At 39.1% G+C, this 19,243-nt stretch carries 18 protein-coding genes; 17 read left to right on the top strand and 1 reads right to left on the bottom strand.

Annotation, left to right across the window (positions count from 1 at the left end):
• Positions 1-50 precede the first annotated feature (50 nt).
• The 12 genes from ahrC (at position 51) to JCM9152_RS15375 (ending at position 12,506) form a co-directional block, all read left to right on the top strand.
• On the top strand, positions 51-500 hold the full coding sequence (gene ahrC / locus JCM9152_RS15320; protein WP_035346045.1) for a transcriptional regulator AhrC/ArgR: 450 nt from the start codon (positions 51-53) through the stop codon (positions 498-500).
• A gap of 13 nt (positions 501-513) precedes the next feature.
• Positions 514-2,232 carry a DNA repair protein RecN gene (recN, locus tag JCM9152_RS15325; protein WP_035346046.1) on the top strand — a complete coding sequence of 573 codons (1,719 nt, stop codon included), beginning with the start codon at positions 514-516 and terminating at the stop codon, positions 2,230-2,232.
• A gap of 130 nt (positions 2,233-2,362) precedes the next feature.
• The gene (spoIVB, locus tag JCM9152_RS15330) at positions 2,363-3,598 is read left to right on the top strand and encodes a SpoIVB peptidase (RefSeq protein WP_035346050.1); all 1,236 of its coding nucleotides are present in this window, start codon (positions 2,363-2,365) and stop codon (positions 3,596-3,598) included.
• 326 nt (positions 3,599-3,924) lie between these two features.
• Complete coding sequence (locus JCM9152_RS15335) at positions 3,925-4,872, top strand: metal ABC transporter solute-binding protein, Zn/Mn family (protein WP_035346054.1); 948 nt, start codon at positions 3,925-3,927, stop codon at positions 4,870-4,872.
• A 58-nt stretch (positions 4,873-4,930) separates the two neighbouring features.
• Positions 4,931-5,689, top strand: a complete 759-nt coding sequence (locus JCM9152_RS15340) for a metal ABC transporter ATP-binding protein (RefSeq protein WP_035346057.1) — start codon at positions 4,931-4,933, stop codon at positions 5,687-5,689.
• Complete coding sequence (locus JCM9152_RS15345; protein WP_035346059.1) at positions 5,689-6,579, top strand: metal ABC transporter permease; 891 nt, start codon at positions 5,689-5,691, stop codon at positions 6,577-6,579. The genes JCM9152_RS15340 and JCM9152_RS15345 overlap by 1 nt, the downstream gene beginning before the upstream one ends.
• 306 nt (positions 6,580-6,885) lie before the next feature.
• Positions 6,886-7,557, top strand: coding sequence for a hypothetical protein (locus tag JCM9152_RS15350; protein WP_035346061.1), 672 nt, complete (start codon positions 6,886-6,888; stop codon positions 7,555-7,557).
• Between the two features lie 599 nt (positions 7,558-8,156).
• On the top strand, positions 8,157-8,972 hold the full coding sequence (spo0A, locus tag JCM9152_RS15355) for a sporulation transcription factor Spo0A (RefSeq protein ID WP_035346067.1): 816 nt from the start codon (positions 8,157-8,159) through the stop codon (positions 8,970-8,972).
• Between the two features lie 106 nt (positions 8,973-9,078).
• Complete coding sequence (locus tag JCM9152_RS15360; RefSeq protein ID WP_035346069.1) at positions 9,079-9,624, top strand: NUDIX hydrolase; 546 nt, start codon at positions 9,079-9,081, stop codon at positions 9,622-9,624.
• Positions 9,625-9,934: 310 nt separating this feature from the next.
• Positions 9,935-11,056, top strand: coding sequence for a putative cytokinetic ring protein SteA (gene steA, locus JCM9152_RS15365; RefSeq protein ID WP_052016002.1), 1,122 nt, complete (start codon positions 9,935-9,937; stop codon positions 11,054-11,056).
• 2 nt (positions 11,057-11,058) lie between these two features.
• Complete coding sequence (locus JCM9152_RS15370; RefSeq protein ID WP_035346072.1) at positions 11,059-11,724, top strand: glycosyltransferase family 2 protein; 666 nt, start codon at positions 11,059-11,061, stop codon at positions 11,722-11,724.
• Complete coding sequence (locus tag JCM9152_RS15375; RefSeq protein ID WP_035346076.1) at positions 11,721-12,506, top strand: hypothetical protein; 786 nt, start codon at positions 11,721-11,723, stop codon at positions 12,504-12,506. The genes JCM9152_RS15370 and JCM9152_RS15375 overlap by 4 nt, the downstream gene beginning before the upstream one ends.
• A 10-nt stretch (positions 12,507-12,516) precedes the next feature.
• Here JCM9152_RS15375 and JCM9152_RS15380 read toward each other — a convergent pair whose 3' ends face one another.
• Positions 12,517-12,771 (bottom strand): DUF2627 domain-containing protein, encoded by a 255-nt coding sequence (locus JCM9152_RS15380; RefSeq protein ID WP_035346077.1) that lies wholly within the window; start codon positions 12,769-12,771, stop codon positions 12,517-12,519.
• 364 nt (positions 12,772-13,135) lie between these two features.
• On the opposite strand from JCM9152_RS15380, the gene lpdA reads away from it, so the two are divergent.
• From lpdA to JCM9152_RS15405, 5 genes are all read left to right on the top strand, one after another.
• Complete coding sequence (gene lpdA, locus JCM9152_RS15385; RefSeq protein ID WP_035346078.1) at positions 13,136-14,557, top strand: dihydrolipoyl dehydrogenase; 1,422 nt, start codon at positions 13,136-13,138, stop codon at positions 14,555-14,557.
• Between the two features lie 20 nt (positions 14,558-14,577).
• Positions 14,578-15,576 carry a thiamine pyrophosphate-dependent dehydrogenase E1 component subunit alpha gene (locus JCM9152_RS15390; protein WP_035346079.1) on the top strand — a complete coding sequence of 333 codons (999 nt, stop codon included), beginning with the start codon at positions 14,578-14,580 and terminating at the stop codon, positions 15,574-15,576.
• 15 nt (positions 15,577-15,591) lie between these two features.
• Entirely contained in the window at positions 15,592-16,575 is a 984-nt protein-coding gene (locus JCM9152_RS15395; RefSeq protein WP_035346080.1) for an alpha-ketoacid dehydrogenase subunit beta, read from the top strand.
• Positions 16,576-16,587: 12 nt separating this feature from the next.
• Positions 16,588-17,847 carry a dihydrolipoamide acetyltransferase family protein gene (locus tag JCM9152_RS15400; protein WP_035346081.1) on the top strand — a complete coding sequence of 420 codons (1,260 nt, stop codon included), beginning with the start codon at positions 16,588-16,590 and terminating at the stop codon, positions 17,845-17,847.
• 698 nt (positions 17,848-18,545) lie between these two features.
• Positions 18,546-18,977 carry a hypothetical protein gene (locus tag JCM9152_RS15405; RefSeq protein WP_035346082.1) on the top strand — a complete coding sequence of 144 codons (432 nt, stop codon included), beginning with the start codon at positions 18,546-18,548 and terminating at the stop codon, positions 18,975-18,977.
• Positions 18,978-19,243: the final 266 nt, after the last annotated feature.

Here is a 19,243-nt window from a genome sequence, read left to right on the forward strand (position 1 = left end):
TATGTAGATAATGGTAGTAGTGAGAAATGAAAAGAGATAGGTGAATCGATATGAATAAAGGACAGCGTCATATTAAAATTCGAGAGATTATTACGAATGGTGAAGTTGAAACGCAGGATGATTTAGTTGAACAATTGAGACAAGCTGGTTATAACGTCACACAAGCTACGGTTTCTCGAGATATTAAAGAACTACATCTCGTTAAGGTGCCGATGATGGATGGACGATATAAATATAGCTTGCCTGCAGACCAACGTTTTAATCCGCTACAAAAATTAAAGCGCTCGCTTATGGATAGCTTTGTAAGTATTGATCGATCAGACAATTTGATTGTCATGAAAACATTACCAGGAAATGCTAATGCGATTGGTGCATTAATTGATAATTTAGATTGGCCAGAAATTATGGGGACGATTTGTGGGGATGACACGATACTCGTTATTTGCAAGACGAAGGAAAAAGGTTTGTCATTGACGGAACGCTTTTTAGAAATGCTTTAAGGGTGGTGAAGGTGTGTTAGTCGAACTATCGATCAAACATTTTGCCATAATTGATCAATTAACCGTTCCTTTTCAAAAAGGATTAACGGTTATAACTGGTGAAACAGGTGCAGGTAAATCAATTATTATTGATGCTATTGGATTATTGTTAGGTGGGCGTGGATCGGCTGATTATGTACGTTATGGTGAGCAACGTGCTGAAATTGAAGGGTTGTTCCATGTTGAAGAAGGAAATAGGGCTTTAGAGAAAGCTAAAGACCTTGGAATTGATGTTTCAGATCAGATGTTTATTTTACGTCGAGATATTACAACACAAGGTAAAAGCATTTGTCGTATTAACGGGAAAATGGTGACGATAGCCATTTTACGTGAGATCGGCCAAACACTTGTTGACATTCATGGACAACATGAGCATCAAAGCTTAATGCAACCAGAGCATCATATGCATTTATTAGATGAATATGCAGGTGTCTTATTGAAGAGAACGAGGCTCGAATACCAAGAATTATATAAAAAGGCGTTACAACTTCAACAGCAAGTTGTTCGATTTAGTACAAATGAGCAAGAAATGGCACAAAAGGTTGATTTATATCAATTTCAGCTAAACGAAATTGAGCAAGCTCAGTTAGAACCGTTAGAAGATGAACGTTTATTAGAAGAGCGGCATAAACTTCAACATAGTGAGAAGCTTTTCTCGCTGTTACAGGACAGTTATCAAAGCTTATTTGGTGAGAATCGCGGTTTGGATTTTCTTGCTAATGCAACGGCTCATTTGGAAGAAGCGGCGACAATTGATAAAGAGCTATCTGCATTACATGAAAATGTTAGTAATAGCTTTTATTTACTTGAGGAAGCGGCTTTTACGTTACGAAATCAGATGGAACTTATTGAATTTGACCCAGCAAGGTTAGAAGTTGTGGAAAGTCGACTACATGAATTAACTCAGCTGAAGAGGAAGTATGGATCGACTGTTGAAGAAATGATGGAGTATGCGGCAAGAATTGAAGAGGAGCTTGATTCACTTGTTCATAAAGACGATCGATTAAGTGAGTTGATAGCAGATTTAGAAGCAGCGTGGAAAGATTTATATGTCGAAGCGCAGACGTTGACAAAGCTAAGGAAAGAAGCGGCACATAAATTAAAAAAAGCGATACATTCTCAGCTTCGTTCCCTTTATATGGAAAAAACAGAATTTGATGTTTCAATTCAGCCTCGTGTAGGAACAAAAGATTCTCCAATTATTGATGGACAAGCGGTGGCGTTTAACGAAGGTGGAATGGATGAAATTGAGTTTTATTTATCAACGAATCCTGGAGAGCCTTTAAAACCATTAGCGAAAGTTGCATCAGGTGGAGAAATTTCTAGAATAATGTTAGCAATTAAATCAATTTTTTCCCATCAAGAAGGGATTACGTCTGTCATTTTTGATGAGGTAGATACAGGGGTAAGTGGACGTGTGGCTCAAGCGATCGCAGAAAAAATTCATCGGATTTCCGAGGACTCACAAGTGTTATGTATTACGCATTTACCGCAAGTGGCGGCAATGGCTGATACGCACCTTTATATTTCAAAGCACGAGGAAGATCAACGTGTTAGAACGTCTGTGAATGCATTAACTAAGGGAGAAAAGGTAAATGAAATTGCCCGAATGATTTCTGGCGTTGAAGTGACAGATTTGACAAAACAGCATGCGAATGAGCTTTTACAACTAGCTGAAACGCTAAAAGTGTAAGCATTACAAAAGCTAACCAATTTAGGTTAGCTTTTTTCTCTTTCTGTAGTTATAAATGTTGTGTCGCAAGGCAACATTAGTATTACAGCCATCTTTGGAGGTGTGGGCAAGGAGCTAGGAGAGTGAAGTGATGAGAGGCGATGCAATTAGAAAGGGAATCGGTGTTGTTTTTCTTATCGTTGTCGTATGTATAGGATTATCTGATAACGTACAGGAATGGGTACATGTCCCGAATAGTATAACCGTATTTGAAGAAGATTTTGCACCAATTGATGAGGCGGCCAAGGCATTACAGGCTGTCCCTGCTTCAACGATTGGAGCAGATACAGAGCAAGTGAAGTTTGAGGTTGGAAATTTTCCAGTAAAAAATATTGATGTGAACGTTTTACCGAAAAAAGAAGTTATACCTGGTGGTCAATCTATTGGGGTTAAGCTAAATACAGAAGGGGTACTCGTTGTTGGTCATCATTTAATTGAAACAGATGATGCGAGTCTTTCCCCAGGTGAAGAAGCAGGAATTGAAGTTGGAGATATGATTACACACATTGATGGGGAAGAAATACAGCGAATGAGCCAAGTTGGTGACTTTGTGCAAGCAGCAGGTGATGAGGAACGTTCATTGGAAATTCGCTTAAAGCGTGATCAAAAAGCATATGAAAAAACATTGCAGCCAGTAAAAGCCAAAGGGGAGCATTCTTATCGAATGGGCTTGTACATTCGCGATTCTGCGGCTGGTGTTGGTACATTAACGTTTTATGATCCAGATTCAAAAAATTATGGTGCGTTAGGTCATGTCATTTCAGATGTTGATACAAAAAAGCCGATAATTGTCCATGATGGACAAATCATTCGCTCATCTGTTACATCAATAGAAAAAGGAAGCAATGGAGATCCTGGAGAAAAATTAGCTAGTTTATCGAAAAAAAGAGATGTGTTAGGTTCAATTGAGAAAAATAGTTCGTTCGGTATTTTTGGTAAGTTAGAAAAAGCAGATTTAAAAAACCACATACACGATGAAGGTATGCCTGTTTCTCTATCGACAAATGTAAAAGAAGGACCAGCTCAAATTTTAACGGTTGTAGAAGGGGAAGAAGTACAGGAGTTTGATATTGAAATTATTAGTTCTGTACCACAAAAACAACCAGCTACAAAAGGTATGGTGATTAAAGTCACTGATCCTAAATTGTTGGAAGCAACAGGAGGAATTGTGCAAGGCATGAGCGGAAGTCCGATTATTCAAGATGGAAAATTAGTTGGAGCTGTTACTCATGTTTTTGTAAATGATCCAACCTCTGGATATGGTTGCCATATTGAATGGATGCTAGAAGAAGCCGGTGTGATTGAAGAAGAAGCAAAAGCTAGCTAAATGTAGAGGCCGCTGAAAAAGAGTTTAATTTCTTTTCGGTGGTCTTTTACTTTTAAAAAAATACTCATTTTTAAAAAAAGTATAGACAAAAGGTTAATTTACGTCTTATAATAAAGTTGCACTAGGGAAAAACATATTGTCTTGAGCAAATAAATAGACTTGGACAAATGTTTTGACATTAAGTAAACTTTCTACACTTTATGTAATGAATATACATATACCTTATAAAGAGAAAACGTTAATTCTGTGCAAAGGTAAAAGTGGAAAGAGTATGAGTATATGAATGAAAAAGAAAAAGGAAGAGGGAAAATTGATGAAGAAAAAGGGTGGATTGGGTAAGTATTGTAGTAGCGTTTAGCTTGCTAATAGCTGCGTGTGGAAGCGAGGAAACCGTTCAGGAAGATGGGACGGGAACAGAAGACGAAGCGGGGACGGATGAAGAAGTTGATGTTCATGATGAAAATGATGAAGGTTTGACGATTACAACGAGCTTTTCTATATTAGGGGATATGATTTCACAAGTCATCGGTGATCGTGGTACAGTTGAATATATTGTCCCAATCGGTGATGAGCCTCATGAGTATGAGCCTGTACCAAGTGACTTTCAAAAAGTATCCGATGCAGATGTCTTCTATGTTAATGGTCTTGACCTTGAGGAGTGGCTTGAGTCTATTTTAACCAATGTGACAGAAACAGAAATTGTAGCTATTTCTGAAGGCGTTACAGCTATTCCGTTAGAAGGTGGAGATGAGGATGATCCACACGCTTGGTTAAGTGTGAAAAATGCGATTCTGTATGTTGAGAACCTTGTGGATGATTTAATTAAAAGAGACCCTGATGGAGAGTCAGTCTATCGTGAGAATGCGGATGCATATATAACACAATTAGAAGAGCTTGATACGTGGATTGAAGAGGAAGTCGTTGAGATTCCAGAAGAGAAACGTGTTATTGTAGTAAGTGAGAATGCATTTAAATATTTTGGTGCTGATTATGGCTTTGAGACAGAAGGTGTATGGGATATTAACTCTCATGCAGAAGGAACACCACAACAAGTTTCTCGAATTGTTGATTTAGTGAATGACTTAGAGCTTCCTGCTGTGTTCGTTGAAACAACAGTTAATCAAGATTTCATGGAGCAAGTTTCAAATGAAACGAATGTTCCGATTGCCGGTGAAGTGTATACAGATGCTGTTGGGCCTGAGGGAAGTGGGGCTGAGACCTATATAGAAATGATGCAACATAATGTGAATGTATTTGTCGAAGGTTTAAAATAATATTTGAAAAGGCACCTGATCAGGTGCCTTTCCTGACATCCGATGAAAGGTGATTGAGATGAAGACTAGTATTGCGATAGAGCAGCTATCGGTTAGTTATCATAATGAAAAAGCTCTGGATATGATTACGCTTAGTTTGCCTAAAGAGAAGTTAGTAGGAATTATTGGTCCGAACGGAGCTGGTAAGTCGACATTTATCAAAGCGTTGATGGGAATGATCCCAAAGCAAAGTGGATCGATATCGATTTTGGATGAGTCCATCAATAAGGTTCGAAAAAAAATAGCCTACGTTCCACAGCGAAATCACATTGATATGGATTTTCCCGTTTTAGTTGAAGATGTTGTTCTAATGGGGCGTTATCCACATATTTCTTGGTGGGGGAGACCAAAAAAGAAGGATCGCCAACTAGCTCTCCATTGCCTAGAAAAGGTCGGTATGATTGATTTTCGGAAAAGGCAAATAGGTGAATTGTCAGGTGGTCAACAGCAGCGAGTGTTTATTGCTCGAGCATTAGCTCAGGAGGCCCAATTGTTTTTCTTAGATGAACCATTTGCTGGCATTGATATAACGTCAGAGCAAATCATTTTTCAATTGCTAAAGGAATTGAAAAATGAAGGAAAAACGATATTTGTTGTTCATCATGATTTAAGCAAGGTAACCGATTATTTTGATCAGCTAATCATGTTGAATAAGACGCTCATTGCTTATGGAAAAACAGAAGATGTCTTTTTATTAGAAAATTTAGAACGTGCATATGAAGGTAAAGCGGCATTTGTGTCAAATGGTAGCTTTGGATCAATGGTGGTGAGCAATTAATGGAAAACATATCTTTTTTTCTTGAGGCAGTTGGTAAGTATCAATACTTGCAAAATGCGCTACTAGCCGGAATTCTCGTTGGAATTATATGTGGGATGGTTGGTTGTTTTATCATTTTACGAGGCATGGCCTTAATGGGAGATGCAATATCTCATGCGGTCTTGCCAGGTGTTGTTATTGCGTATTTACTCGGAGCGAGCTTCTTCATTGGAGCAATGATTACAGGGGTTTTGACAGCTGTTGCCATTGGGTATGTATCACAAAATAGTCGGATAAAACATGATTCGTCGATTGGTATTATGTTTACCGCTGCTTTTGCATTAGGAATTGTCTTAATTACGTATAATCGTGGCTCTGGAGTGGATTTATGGCATATTCTATTTGGTAATGTGTTAGCTGTTGGTACTTCAGACTTATGGATGACCATTGGAATTGGTATGGCTGTGATTGCATTAATCCTGTTATTCTATAAGCAATTATTAATTAGTACATTCGATCCGACGATGGCTCAAGCCATTGGTTTGCCGACTAAGTTAATACATTATTTGTTAATGATTATTTTAACATTAGTGACAGTTGCTTCCTTACAATCAGTTGGCATTGTTCTTGTCGTAGCGATGCTTATTACCCCAGGAGCAACTGCCTACCTATTAACAGATCGCTTGCCGGTGATGCTAGGTTTAGCTTCCTTATTTGGCGTAATTTCAGCGATTGTTGGTGTTTACGGCTCATTTATTTATGATGTAGCGACAGGGGCCTCGATTGTATTAGTTGCATCAGTACTTTTTGTTATTGCTTTCTTATTTTCACCAAAACAAGGTATTGTCGTCCGTTCATTTAGAACAAAAATGGCTAACCGAAATAAGGCACGCGATCGTACGGCTGTATAAGCTCCTATTTTCATTTTCGTTATTTTATAAAACTGTATAAGCAATCATCATTCTAAGGGCATTGGAAAAGTTTATTTTTCTCTTTTTCAATGCTTTGGCTTTGCTTTTATCGTGACAAGCCAAAAAAAATGGAAAAACGTTTGACTCGTTTACCTAGATGAGAATGTTTTTAATGGATTCTTTTTAACTAGGTCTTTTGACTCTTTTTTAGTCGAGCAATTATATCTTTTGTCGAAACTATAGCAATTTTTTACAGATTGGTATATTCTATACGTTGTCTTATGAAAAAAGGAGGGGGAATTATTTATGAAAAAAGGAATATTTAGTTTGTTAGTGGCTCTACTTATAGCGTTATTAGCAGCTTGTGGTACAGAAGAACCATCCAACGCTGACGAGCCAACAGATGATGTTGAAGTTGAAGAAAATGGTGATGAAGAAGTTCCAGAAGAGGATCTGGATGAAGATGCAGATACAGAAGAAACAACTTCATCTGATAATGGATGGGACCATCAAGTTGGGGATGTTATTGAAAACGATGGTGGGTCATTCACTTTAGTCTCACGTCAAGATGAAATTGATACTCAAGAAACGGGTCCTATAGTGTTAAATGTTGCACAAGTAAATGCGACGTCTGCTCAAATTGAAGGTGATTTAGCAAATTTTATGGAAACGGATGAGATTGAGTATATTCAAATTGATTTTGAAGTAGAAAATACATCTGAAGAGACCATCACTTTCTTTGCTGGCCAAGCAACAATAACAACCAACACGGGAGAACAGCTTGAATCAGATATGTGGTTATCTGACCATATTGATGGTGAGTATATTGGAGCAGTTAGAAAAAGCGGTTCTCAATTTTTTATATTAGAAAATTCAAAAGCTGAAGATATTGAGTGGGTTCGTATTCTTATCAATGCTCCTTTTGATGATGATTGGAATGACCTAGGCGAAGATTTAGATTTTACAGTAGAGTTTTAATAATGAAAGTAAAAGCATAGCTATTATCACGTATCGGCTTGTTATAAATGAAATAAGAGGTTATCGAAAGAGTCCTTCTGATGGGCTCTTTTTTGATGTTCAAAAGATGGAATTGTTTTCTAGAAAAGAAGCTTGATATCACACCACACTATTGAAAACGATCGACATTTTCTATACCTTAATTTGAATGTTCACCAATAAAAAAAAGGTTATCTAGAAAATATGAAAATTCAAAATAAATATAACGAATCGTGTAAATGTTTAATCACGATTTTCTTAATGGGAAGAATTTATTTTTTGAATGGAATCTCAGCAGCTTTTTTTGTCATGATGATCCTTCGATAATTCAGTGCATTAATCTATTGTCGTATAGATGATGATAGTGTGTTATGATGATCATATAAATATTATTCGACAAATACAAAGTGTGTTCGATCTGTCAAATGACGAATGTTATCGAAAACATGAGTATTATGGAGTATGTGTAAGTAATTATAAAAAAATCAAATAAAAATAAAAAAATTAGAGGAAATGCCATAGGGGTGTCGAACTTAGTATAAGGATCAATATTTACTACTGTAATCAGAGGGGGATTTTGTGTGCAAAAGGTAAAGGTTTGTATTGCGGACGATAATCGGGAATTAGTTCATTTGTTGAATGAGTATATTTCTGCTCAGAGTGATATGGAAGTCATTGGAACGGCTTTCAATGGACAAGAGTGCTTAGGCTTGGTTGAGGATAAAGAGCCTGACGTCTTAATTTTAGATATTATTATGCCTCATTTGGACGGTTTAGCAGTGCTAAAGCGTTTGAATACATTGAAGCTTAAGAATAAACCGAATATTATTATGCTGACTGCATTCGGTCAGGAAGATGTCACGAAGAAGGCTGTAGAGTTAGGGGCATCTTATTATGTGTTAAAGCCTTTTGATATGGATGTACTTATTACGAATATCCGAGATATTGGCGGGAAAAATCAATCATTTGTCCAACCAACTGGTTCATCAAATTCATCGTCATTTATTTCATCTAAATCAGATTCATCGTCTTCTAATGGAAGTTTGAATTTAGATGCAAGCATTACGAATATTATTCATGAAATTGGTGTTCCTGCACATATCAAAGGTTATATGTACTTAAGAGAAGCGATTACAATGGTGTATAATGACATTGAATTGCTTGGGTCAATTACTAAGGTTCTCTATCCAGATATTGCAAAGAAGTTCAATACGACGTCAAGTCGAGTGGAACGTGCGATCCGTCACGCAATTGAAGTAGCATGGAGTCGTGGAAACATCGATTCAATCTCTAACTTGTTTGGCTACACCGTTAGCCATTCAAAGGCAAAACCAACCAATTCAGAATTTATCGCGATGGTGGCTGATAAGCTAAGGATCGAACATAAGGTGTCTTAGTCTCTTAAGTCATACAAATATACGTGAACACTCTTACCCAATAAATCATGATGATTTGTTGGGTTTGAATTTTTTTTGCAAAAATCTAAACTAAGGAGAATGGTGGATGAAAAAGTGGAAAACGTTAGATTCACATTATGTGTATAAAACGCCATTTGGCCATTTGAGAAAGGATAAATGCGAGCATTCGAAAGGGATCATTGACGGCTACTATGTTCATGAATACTCTGACTGGGTAAATGCGTTTGTCATCACGAATGATAAAAAAGTTGTACTAGTTAAGCAATACCGTTATGCAGGAGAGGATTTCTTTTTAGAAGTTCCAGCAGGTAAAGTTGAGGAAAATGAGTCATATGAGGAAGGGATTTTAAGAGAATTAAGGGAAGAAACAGGCTATACATCAAAGGAGAAATCGATCAAAATAGGTGAATTTATGGTAAATCCTGCGACACAAACAAATAAAATTACGACATATCTTATTATCGATGCCTTTAGGGAATTCGATCAAGATCTAGATGAAGCGGAAGAAATAGAAGTGGTCTTAGTTGATCTTGATGAGATGAAAGACTTCATAAGGACGAATGAATTAAACACACAATTATTTACTGCTAGTGCTTATTATATGGCAAAGGATTTTTTAGATCAGAAATAATTAAATCAATTACTGCTCTTACCTTGATTAGTACATGCTAGTCAAGGTTTTTTGAATGAAATTCGAGGAAGACATCTGGGAAAAGCATAGAGGTGTTGGCAAACTCAAAGGAGAGCGACGGCTTCGCACGTTACACGTTTTTCTGAAAAGAACCCCCACTTTCAGAAAAACTTCAAACCGCTGTAACGGCTCCGTACGCCGCTTTAAAGGAAAGATGCTGTCGCGTTTTTCTTAACTATATCATTCCTCGCTCATAGAAATGGCTGTATTCGCTCATATTAAGGACAAACGATTTAAAGAGGGTATGGATATGGCAGAACCAATTTATGGTGTACTTTATGAGCATCAACAAACAAAGAAGTTGCTCCAATATGTACCGGAAGAGAGTATCGTTTTTTTATGGCATCAAGATTTAGATGGTGTTGCTGTTAATGGTTTGATAGAAGGTAAAGTAAAAGCTGTTATTAATATGTATCAATCCTATAGTGGAACATTTCAACATCCCCATGTAACCTCGCTTTTAAAGGCTGGCATTGCTGTATATGATGTGAAGGAGTTACATCGCCCAAAGGCTTACACTTTTAATGGCGAAGAAATGATGATTGATCAAAATGGACTTTATAAGATAGAAGGGTTGAAATCGTATAAAGTTGCCTCGTTGGAAGTATACGATCAACAGCTATTATTAGAAAAAGATGAACTAGCTCGAACACATTATTCATCACGTTATGAGCAGTTTGTCCTTAATACATTAAATTTTGCTAATAAGGAGCAGGTCTGGTTCCAAACAAAGCCACGACTTCCTCATAGCTTACATGTCTTGAAAGGGAAGCGTGTCTGTGTTATAGCACGAAATACGAACTATGAAAAAGATATTGAGGTGCTACGTTCTCTTTTAAATCAAAAGAATCTTGTCATTATCGCAGTGGATGGTGCGGCCGATGGCTTGTTGAAAAAACGAATAAGGCCTCACTTTATTTTCGGTGATATGGATTCGATCAGTGAGAGAGCCATGTTTTGCGGTGCAACATTAATTTGTCATCAACATGTAAACGGTGATTCCCCTGGGAAAAAACGAGTAGATCGTTTAGGGTTAGAGACTGAACTTATTCAATTCGTTGGCACAAGTGAAGATGTCGCCATTATGGCTGCTTATTGGTCAGAGGCGAGTCGAATCTTTTTAGTAGGTTGTCGTTTAGGAATGGAAGAGTTTCTTGAGAAGGGTCGCCCTGGTATGGGTGCAACATGGTTAGCTCGTATACAAGCAGGAACAAAAATAACTGATTTAAAAGGGATTCATCACATTGCCTCAAGTTCATTAGCTTTGGATTCAGTGATTGCACCGAAAGTTGAACGGCCAACGATGCTAGAATTCGTCCGTTCCTTTATTCAAGAACGCTTCTACGCGTGGAAGAAGAAGGAGGTGCTTTAACTATGTCGGTATCACTTGTTATTCCAGCCTATAATGAAGCAAAATACATTGTTCAGACATTGGCGTATATAAAAAAGCTTGGTGAGAAAGATACAGAATTGATCGTCGTTGATGATGGAAGCACAGATGAAACGGCTTCATTAGCGAGGAAGATGGCTGATCAACTCATTTGTTTACGTGAAAATCATGGGAAAGGCTTCGCTTTACAAGCTGGATGGCAAAGTGCTAAAGGTGAGTATATTGTTTGTTTAGATGCTGATTTAGAAAAGAGTGCATTGGAATATGTCGAGCTATTGAAGCCCGTTAAAGCACAACAAACAGATATTTGTTTGTCCATTATTCAACCGGGGAAAAAAGCGGGAAATGGTTTTGTGAAAAAAAGGGTACAAAAGCTTATCTATCAACAAACAGGAATGTGGTTAGAGGCTCCGTTGTCTGGACAGAGGGCTTTTCATCGGAAATGGCTGCCTATTTTATTGAAGCAACACTATGAAGGATTTGCCGTTGAAGCGCAAATGACGATTGATCTACTGAAGGCGGGTGCGTCTATTTTTGAATTGCAGACAACGATGACGCATCGGGAAATGGGAAAATCCTTGAAAGGTTATACACATCGATTAAAGCAGTGGTGGCAAATCGAAAAGCAGTTAAGGAGCGTTCGTGTATGATCAGTCTCATCTCCTTCATTGGTGCAGCTGCGTTCAGCTATTTCCTTTTCAAGAAAGTAAGATGGGTTGTATGCAATTATGAAGGAAAAAAGATTCCATATAGCATTGGATGTTTTCTGATGATTAGCTATGTCGTAAGTTTGCTGCTTTTACAAGGAAATGTGGGAGTGGGTATGGGCATAAGTTTTTTTTACATGGTCGTGATATGGGGAATGGGGCTGTTAGATGATATTTATGGAGAAGGATATCCTAAAGGATTAAAGGGGCATTTACGATATTTTCGAAAAGAACACCGCCTGACGACAGGTTTATTAAAAGGAATGACAACAGTTGTTGCGGCAGGTATCCTAGTTTGGCAATGGCAACAACTATGGTATGAAGCAGTGATCGCCTTTTGGCTATTAGTGAGCTTTCCTCACGTCATGAATTTGTTTGATACACGACCATTACGAGTGTTAAAGGTAACGATGATCATTGCAGGTATTCTGCTAGTGAGTCTTTCGTTCGACTTTCCACTCATAATAATGGTAGGAATGGTTCTATTCATTTGGCTTCTGATGGAAGGAAACAAATGGGCGATGCTCGGTGATAATGGCTCAACACTTGTTGGTGCAATGATTGCACTTGCGGTGACTCACATTAGTCCATTGAGCACCCAGGTCATTATGAGTATGACGACGGCTTTTTTTATATGGTATGCAGAACGAGCATCGTTTTCGGCTGTTATAGAGAAGGTACGCGTATTGAAGGCATTAGATCAGTTAGGAATAAAAAAAGGGTAACGAAACAGACTTAGTCTGTTTCGTTACCCTTTTTGATTGCAAAACGTGATGAAATTTTCCCGTTTTTCTTATCTCGATAAAAAATAAAACCACCTATAAAGCTAAGACCTGCTAAAAATAATACAATTCCAACGAAAAATTGTATGATTAATGAAGGATAAGGTGTTAATAAAATTTGAAATATACTATCACGCATTAGCTTAATGCCGTAGCCAGCGATAATGCCTGGAATGACTAAAATCATTAGTGCGATAAAGCGTCCCATAATTAACCCCTCTTTTTATACGCAGCGTGTTCAATGTTCAATTCTTTCTTTATTTTACCGCAAATAAAGGTTGAAGTATAGAAACAGGTATCTTGAAATTGTGTCTATTTAATAAAAACGTAATAGCGCTTTTATTAGAAAGTAATAGCAACCTTTAAGACCAAGTCATAAAAATAGTGGCATCGTGTTTCGGTTTTGAGTACAATAAAAGGAGACCGTTTTGAACATTGATTCAAAGAAAAGCTATTTCGCGTATTTCTTTACATCTTCGATATAAAATGAAATGATACATGTAATGGTTATAAAGTTGGTTCATTTGTAATAGAATGTGGACGAGCAGGTTGTTTGATAGAAGGAGGAAGGTATGGCAGAGGAATTTGATCTTGTCATTTTAGGTGGAGGAACAGGTGGCTATGTTGCAGCGATTCGTGCGGTGCAAAATGGACTTTCTGTTGCGATTGTTGAAAAGGAAAAGCTTGGTGGAACGTGTTTACATAAAGGATGTATCCCTACAAAGGCCTTACTTCGAAGTGCAGAAGTTTTGCAAACAGCAAAGAAGGCAGAGGCGTTCGGTGTACAAACTGGGGAAGTGTCGTTTGATTTTGAACAAGTGCAAAAGCGCAAGGACGATATCGTTGCCCAACTACACAATGGTGTGGTGCATTTAATGGAAAAAGGAAAGATCACCGTATTTGAAGGGATTGGCAGACTCTTAGGTCCATCGATTTTTTCACCACTGCCTGGCACGGTTTCGGTGGAACGAAATGATGGTTCTGATAATACGATGCTAATCGGTCAAAATGTCTTAATTGCAACAGGCTCTTCACCACGTACGTTACCAGGTCTTGATGTTGATGGAATGTCTGTGTTGACATCTGATGAAATGTTGACATTGCAGAAGCTTCCATCCTCAATCGTCATAATTGGTGGCGGTGTTATCGGAATTGAGTGGGCATCGATGCTTGCTGATTTCGGAGTAGGTGTAACCGTCGTTGAGGCAAGTGAGCGAATCTTACCTAGTGAGGATGCGGCTATTTCAAAAGAGGCTGCTCGGTTACTTGAGAAAAAGCGGATTCAATTTATCGTTGGTGCCGATATTGATGTGACTGAGATTGAAAGGCTGACAGCGGGTGTTCGAGTTCCAATTAGACATGAAGATGAGAATAAATTAATTGAGGCTGAGAAGCTCTTACTTTCTGTTGGAAGAAGCGCCAATGTGCAAGGGATTGGTTTAGAAAATACAGATATTGAAGTCATAGATGGTGTCATTTCTGTCAATGATGTATATCAAACAAAAAATGCGCACATTTACGCAATTGGGGATGTTATTGGCGGGCTACAGCTTGCTCACGTTGCATCGCATGAAGGTATCATTGCGGTTGACCATATAGCTGGGAAGAAAGTGGAGCCATTGCCGTATGATCATGTACCAGCTTGTATTTATAGTTCTCCAGAAATGGCGCGTGTCGGTTTAACTGAAGAAGAAGCGCGACAGCGAGGAGAGAATGTACGTACCGCCACTTTTCCATTTAAAGCAATTGGGAAGGCGCTTGTACTTGGTGAGGCAGAAGGATTTGTGAAACTAGTCATCAATGCAGAGGATGACGTTTTAGGTGTTCATATGATTGGTCCACACGTAACAGACATGATTTCTGAATCTGCATTAGCAAAAGTACTAGATGCCTCACATATTGAGCTAGCTGAAACGATTCGACCGCATCCATCATTATCAGAGATTATCGGTGAAGCAGCTCTTGCTGTTGATGGGAAAGCGATTCATTTGTAATGGAAGGAGAGGATATTAAAATGAGTGAATACAATCATAAAGAGTTAGGTTTATCAGATCAAGCTGTCATTGAAATGTATAAAAACATGCTATTAGCTCGTCTAATTGATGAAAGAATGTGGCTATTAAATCGTTCGGGGAAAATCCCTTTCACCGTCTCTTGTCAAGGACAGGAGGCGACTCAGGTTGGTGCTGCTTTTGCTCTTGATGTAGAGCAAGATTATATTCTTCCTTATTATCGTGATATGGGAGTCGTATTATCGTTTGGAATGACAGCACGAGACCTTATGCTTTCTGCGTTTGCGAAGGCAGAGGATCCAAACTCTGGTGGTCGACAAATGCCTGGCCACTTTGGACAACGGAAGAACCGAATTGTCACAGGCTCATCTCCTGTAACGACACAAGTTCCTCATGCGGTTGGAATCGCCCTTGCTGGTAAACTTGAGAAGAAAGAATTTGTCACATTTACAACGTTTGGTGAAGGTTCATCAAATCAAGGAGATTTCCATGAAGGAGCCAACTTCGCTGGAGTTCATAAATTGCCTGTTATTTTCTTGTGTGAAAACAACCAATACGCGATTTCAATTCCTGTCGAAAAGCAGCTCGGGTGTGCGCGTGTTTCAGATCGGGCCGTTGGCTACGGAATGCATGGGGAGACCGTTGATGGTAATGATCCACTTGCAGTTTATAAGGCAGTGAAAGAAGCTCGTGAACGTGGATTAAGCGGAGGTGGACCAACCTTACTTGAGGCGATTTGCTATCGTTTAGCACCACATTCGAGTGATGATGATGATCGCTCATATCGAACGGCTGAAGAGGTTGAAGCAGCTAAGAAAAAGGATCCGATTAAGACGTTTGCAAGCTATTTAATCGAGACAGGGGTTCTTGATGAAGCTGGCATGAACGTTATTAAGGATCGCTTAGCGAAGGAAGTCGACGAGGCGACAGAATATGCTGAAAAGGCCCCTTTTGCAGATCCAGAAAGTGCGCTATTACATGTCTATGATGAGCAGGCGTAGAGGAGGGAGAGAATAATGGCTGTACGATCTTACATTGAAGCAGTAACGTTAGCTTTACGTGAAGAAATGGAACGAGATGAGAAAGTATTTGTACTTGGGGAAGATGTTGGAGCCCGTGGTGGGGTATTCCGAGCAACAAACGGTTTATATGAACAGTTTGGCGAAGAGCGAGTCATTGATACTCCCCTTGCGGAGTCAGCAATTGCTGGTGTTGGTGTTGGTGCAGCCATGTATGGAATGCGTCCGGTTGCTGAAATGCAATTTGCTGACTTTATTATGCCAGCTGTGAATCAGATTGTTTCCGAAGCAGCGAAAATACGCTACCGTTCAAACAATGATTGGAGCTGTCCGATCACGATTCGTGCTCCTTATGGTGGAGGGATTCACGGTGCACTCTATCACTCACAGTCAGTTGAGGCGATGTTCGCGAATACACCTGGCTTGAAAATTGTTATGCCTTCAACACCTTATGATGTAAAGGGGCTATTAAAGGCCGCGATTCGTGACAATGATCCTGTCTTGTTTTTCGAGCATAAACGAGCCTATCGCTTAATTAAAGGTGAGGTACCAGATGACGATTATACGTTACCTATTGGCAAGGCGGACGTGAAAAAGGAAGGCTCAGATATAACCGTCATTACATATGGTCTTGCTGTTCATTTTGTTTTGCAAGCAGCTTCACGCCTTGAGCAGGATGGTATTTCTGTTCATGTCCTTGATTTACGTACGGTATATCCACTTGACCAAGAGGCGATAAAGGAAGCGGCAAGTAAAACGGGGAAAGTTCTACTCGTAACAGAAGCAAATAAAGAAGGAAGTATTATGTCAGAGGTTGCGGCGATTATTTCTGAGCACTGTCTGTTCGACTTAGATGCACCTATTCAACGCATGGCAGGGCCTGATGTACCAGCAATGCCGTATGCTCCGACAATGGAAAAATATTTCCTCATAAATCCAGATAAAATCGAAAAAGCGATGCGTGAGCTAGCTGAATTTTAAGGAGGGATTGAAATGGCAACCGAAATGACCATGCCACAGCTTGGAGAAAGTGTGACCGAGGGAACGATTAGTAAATGGTTAGTCGAGCCAGGCCAATCGGTTAAAAAGTATGAACCCATTGCGGAAGTACTAACAGACAAAGTGAATGCCGAAATCCCATCTTCTTATTCAGGCACGATTCAAGAATTGCTCGTCTCAGAAGATGAGACAGTAGAGGTCGGTCGAGTAATATGTGTGATTGAAGTGGACGAGGCTGTTGCCAAACGTGAACCAAGCGAATCCAAATCGAGTGAAGTGCCAAATGATACTGCCAGTGTAGATCGCATTGAGGATACAAAATCACAAAAACGCCGCTATTCACCGGCTGTACTAAGGCTAGCATCTGAGCATCAGATTGATTTGGAGTCCGTGACGGGAAGTGGAAAAGGTGGACGAATTACCCGTAAGGATATTCAGACAGTGATTGATAACGGTGGTGTACAAACAGAAACGCCTGTATCTGAAAAGAAAACAGTGAAGCCTCGGCTTGGAACAACACAACAGCAAGTCGTTACGACATCTGGAGATGTTGAAGTTCCATTATCTAGCACGCGAAAAGCGATTGCAGCCAATATGGTCCATAGTAAGCAAGATGCCCCTCACGCTTGGATGATGGTTGAAGCTGATGTCACGAATTTAGTAAGCTATCGTAATCAAATTAAAGGTGAGTTCAAACAAAAAGAAGGCTTTAATTTAACCTTTTTACCATTTTTCATTAAAGCCGTAGTAGAAGCATTAAAGGAATTCCCAGGAGTGAATGCGGTCTGGGGTGGCGATAAAATTATCCAGAAAAAAGATATTAACATCTCAATTGCTGTAGCAACAGATGATGCCCTGTACGTTCCTGTCATAAAGAACGCTGATGAAAAATCAATAAAGGCGATTGGTAGGGAAGTAAATGAGCTTGCCAATAAGGTTCGCACGGGTAGCATCTCTAGTGACAATATGCGAGGTGGGACGTTTACGGTTAATAACACCGGTTCATTCGGTTCAATATTGTCAACACCGATTTTGAATCATCCACAGGCGGCAATTTTATCTGTGGAATCGATTGTCAAGCGTCCTGTTGTCATTGAAAGTGATGCTGGTGATATGATTGCGATTCGCAGTATGGTCAACCTCTGCTTATCGCTTGACCATCGCGTATTAGATGGCTTAATTTGTGGTCGCTTCCTTGCGCGAGTGAAGGAGATTTTAGAGAATACGTCAAAGGAAAATACATCCGTTTACTAAAAGAATACCTCTTAAGGAGGGCACTGAAAAAGTTTGGTTTTCACCTTTTTTGGTGCCCTTTTAGTATAGGCAAAACTATTGCTTTTTTTGAAAAGTCTGATAGGAGTGGGCTTCTCGTATCAAGTGAGCAACGAGTGAAAGCCATTGCTAGTTTAATCAAAGGTACTGAAAAAGTTGATTTGTCCAAAGGTAAGCATTTATAAGTATGACAGAAGCGGGATGAAAAGGCCACGTGCTCTAAGCGGTTCCTCATTCCTCTATTTCCCCCCTCATTCCCTGTTGCATGTCGTTACGGTTCCTCATTCCTCTATTTAAGCTAAATGAGTCCCAAAGGAGCCATAAAAGTCAAAATAGCGGAATGAGGACGACGTTTTCTTCTCAGGAAGCGCTTTTTCTCTGATTTAGAGGAATGAGGATTCCCTTTGTTGGTTGGCACTGCGCAAAAGCTGTCGTCCACACTTGCTAAATTTTACTTACGACCCCGCACACTGCTTTAAAGAAAAGACGCTATCGCGTTTTTCTTATATTTCAGTGACCTCCTCTTAAGACTTTATCTAGTCTTGAGAGGTTTTTTATGCTTTGATACTCCATAGTGAATGATTGCTCTAAATTTGGTTAGGCTAATGGTTGAATACATAAAGGAAAGGATGACCAACTGATGAAGTCATTTTACCGATTATTTTTTGTAGGACAAAGTTTTGTTAATCGTAGTATTAGCTTTTACTGCTTTTTCTTTTGTTCAGGCTGAGGAGAATACAGCAGAGCAGAGAGATTGTCATCACGAATGTGCAATGAAATTTCATAAGGAGTTTCACGTTCATCTTGATTACTACTATGATCTCTTGGCAGAAAAATATGCTCCCGAGCACCTGGATCAGTGGAAGGAGATTAAGAAGGAAAGAGATTTACTGAAAAAGAAGTGGAAGGAAGCCAAAAAGCGTGGGGATGTAGAAAAAGGTGACCTATTTAATCAAACATGGTTGGAGGAGCACGAAAAGATTCAAGAACAATTTTCAAATGCTGTTGAAAAACGTGATGCAGAAGCCATTCGAGACGTCTTACCGAAGCTCTTTTCTCATTATCAAAAAATGAACGAGACGTGGAAAAAAGCATTAGAAGCGTCATCATAATAATTAAGCTGTTCCTAATAATGAGGGAACAGCTTTTTGATTGAGGGGAAACGACTCTTTTTAACAGAATAAGACTGAAAAAGCTTAGAGGATGCTAGCAAACTCTAAGGAGAGCGTTGGCATCGCTCGTTACGCATTTTACTTTTAGAAAAACGTAACCCCGTTGTAGCGGCTCCACACAACAATATTAAGAAGAGATGCTATCGTATTTTTCTTAAAAAACAAGAGTAAGAGTTTACAAATAAGAATAGTTACGATATAATTCA

Origin of the sequence: Halalkalibacter hemicellulosilyticusJCM 9152 (assembly GCF_000513115.1) — a bacterium.
Classification (GTDB): Bacteria; Bacillota; Bacilli; order Bacillales; family Bacillaceae_D; genus Halalkalibacter; species Halalkalibacter hemicellulosilyticus.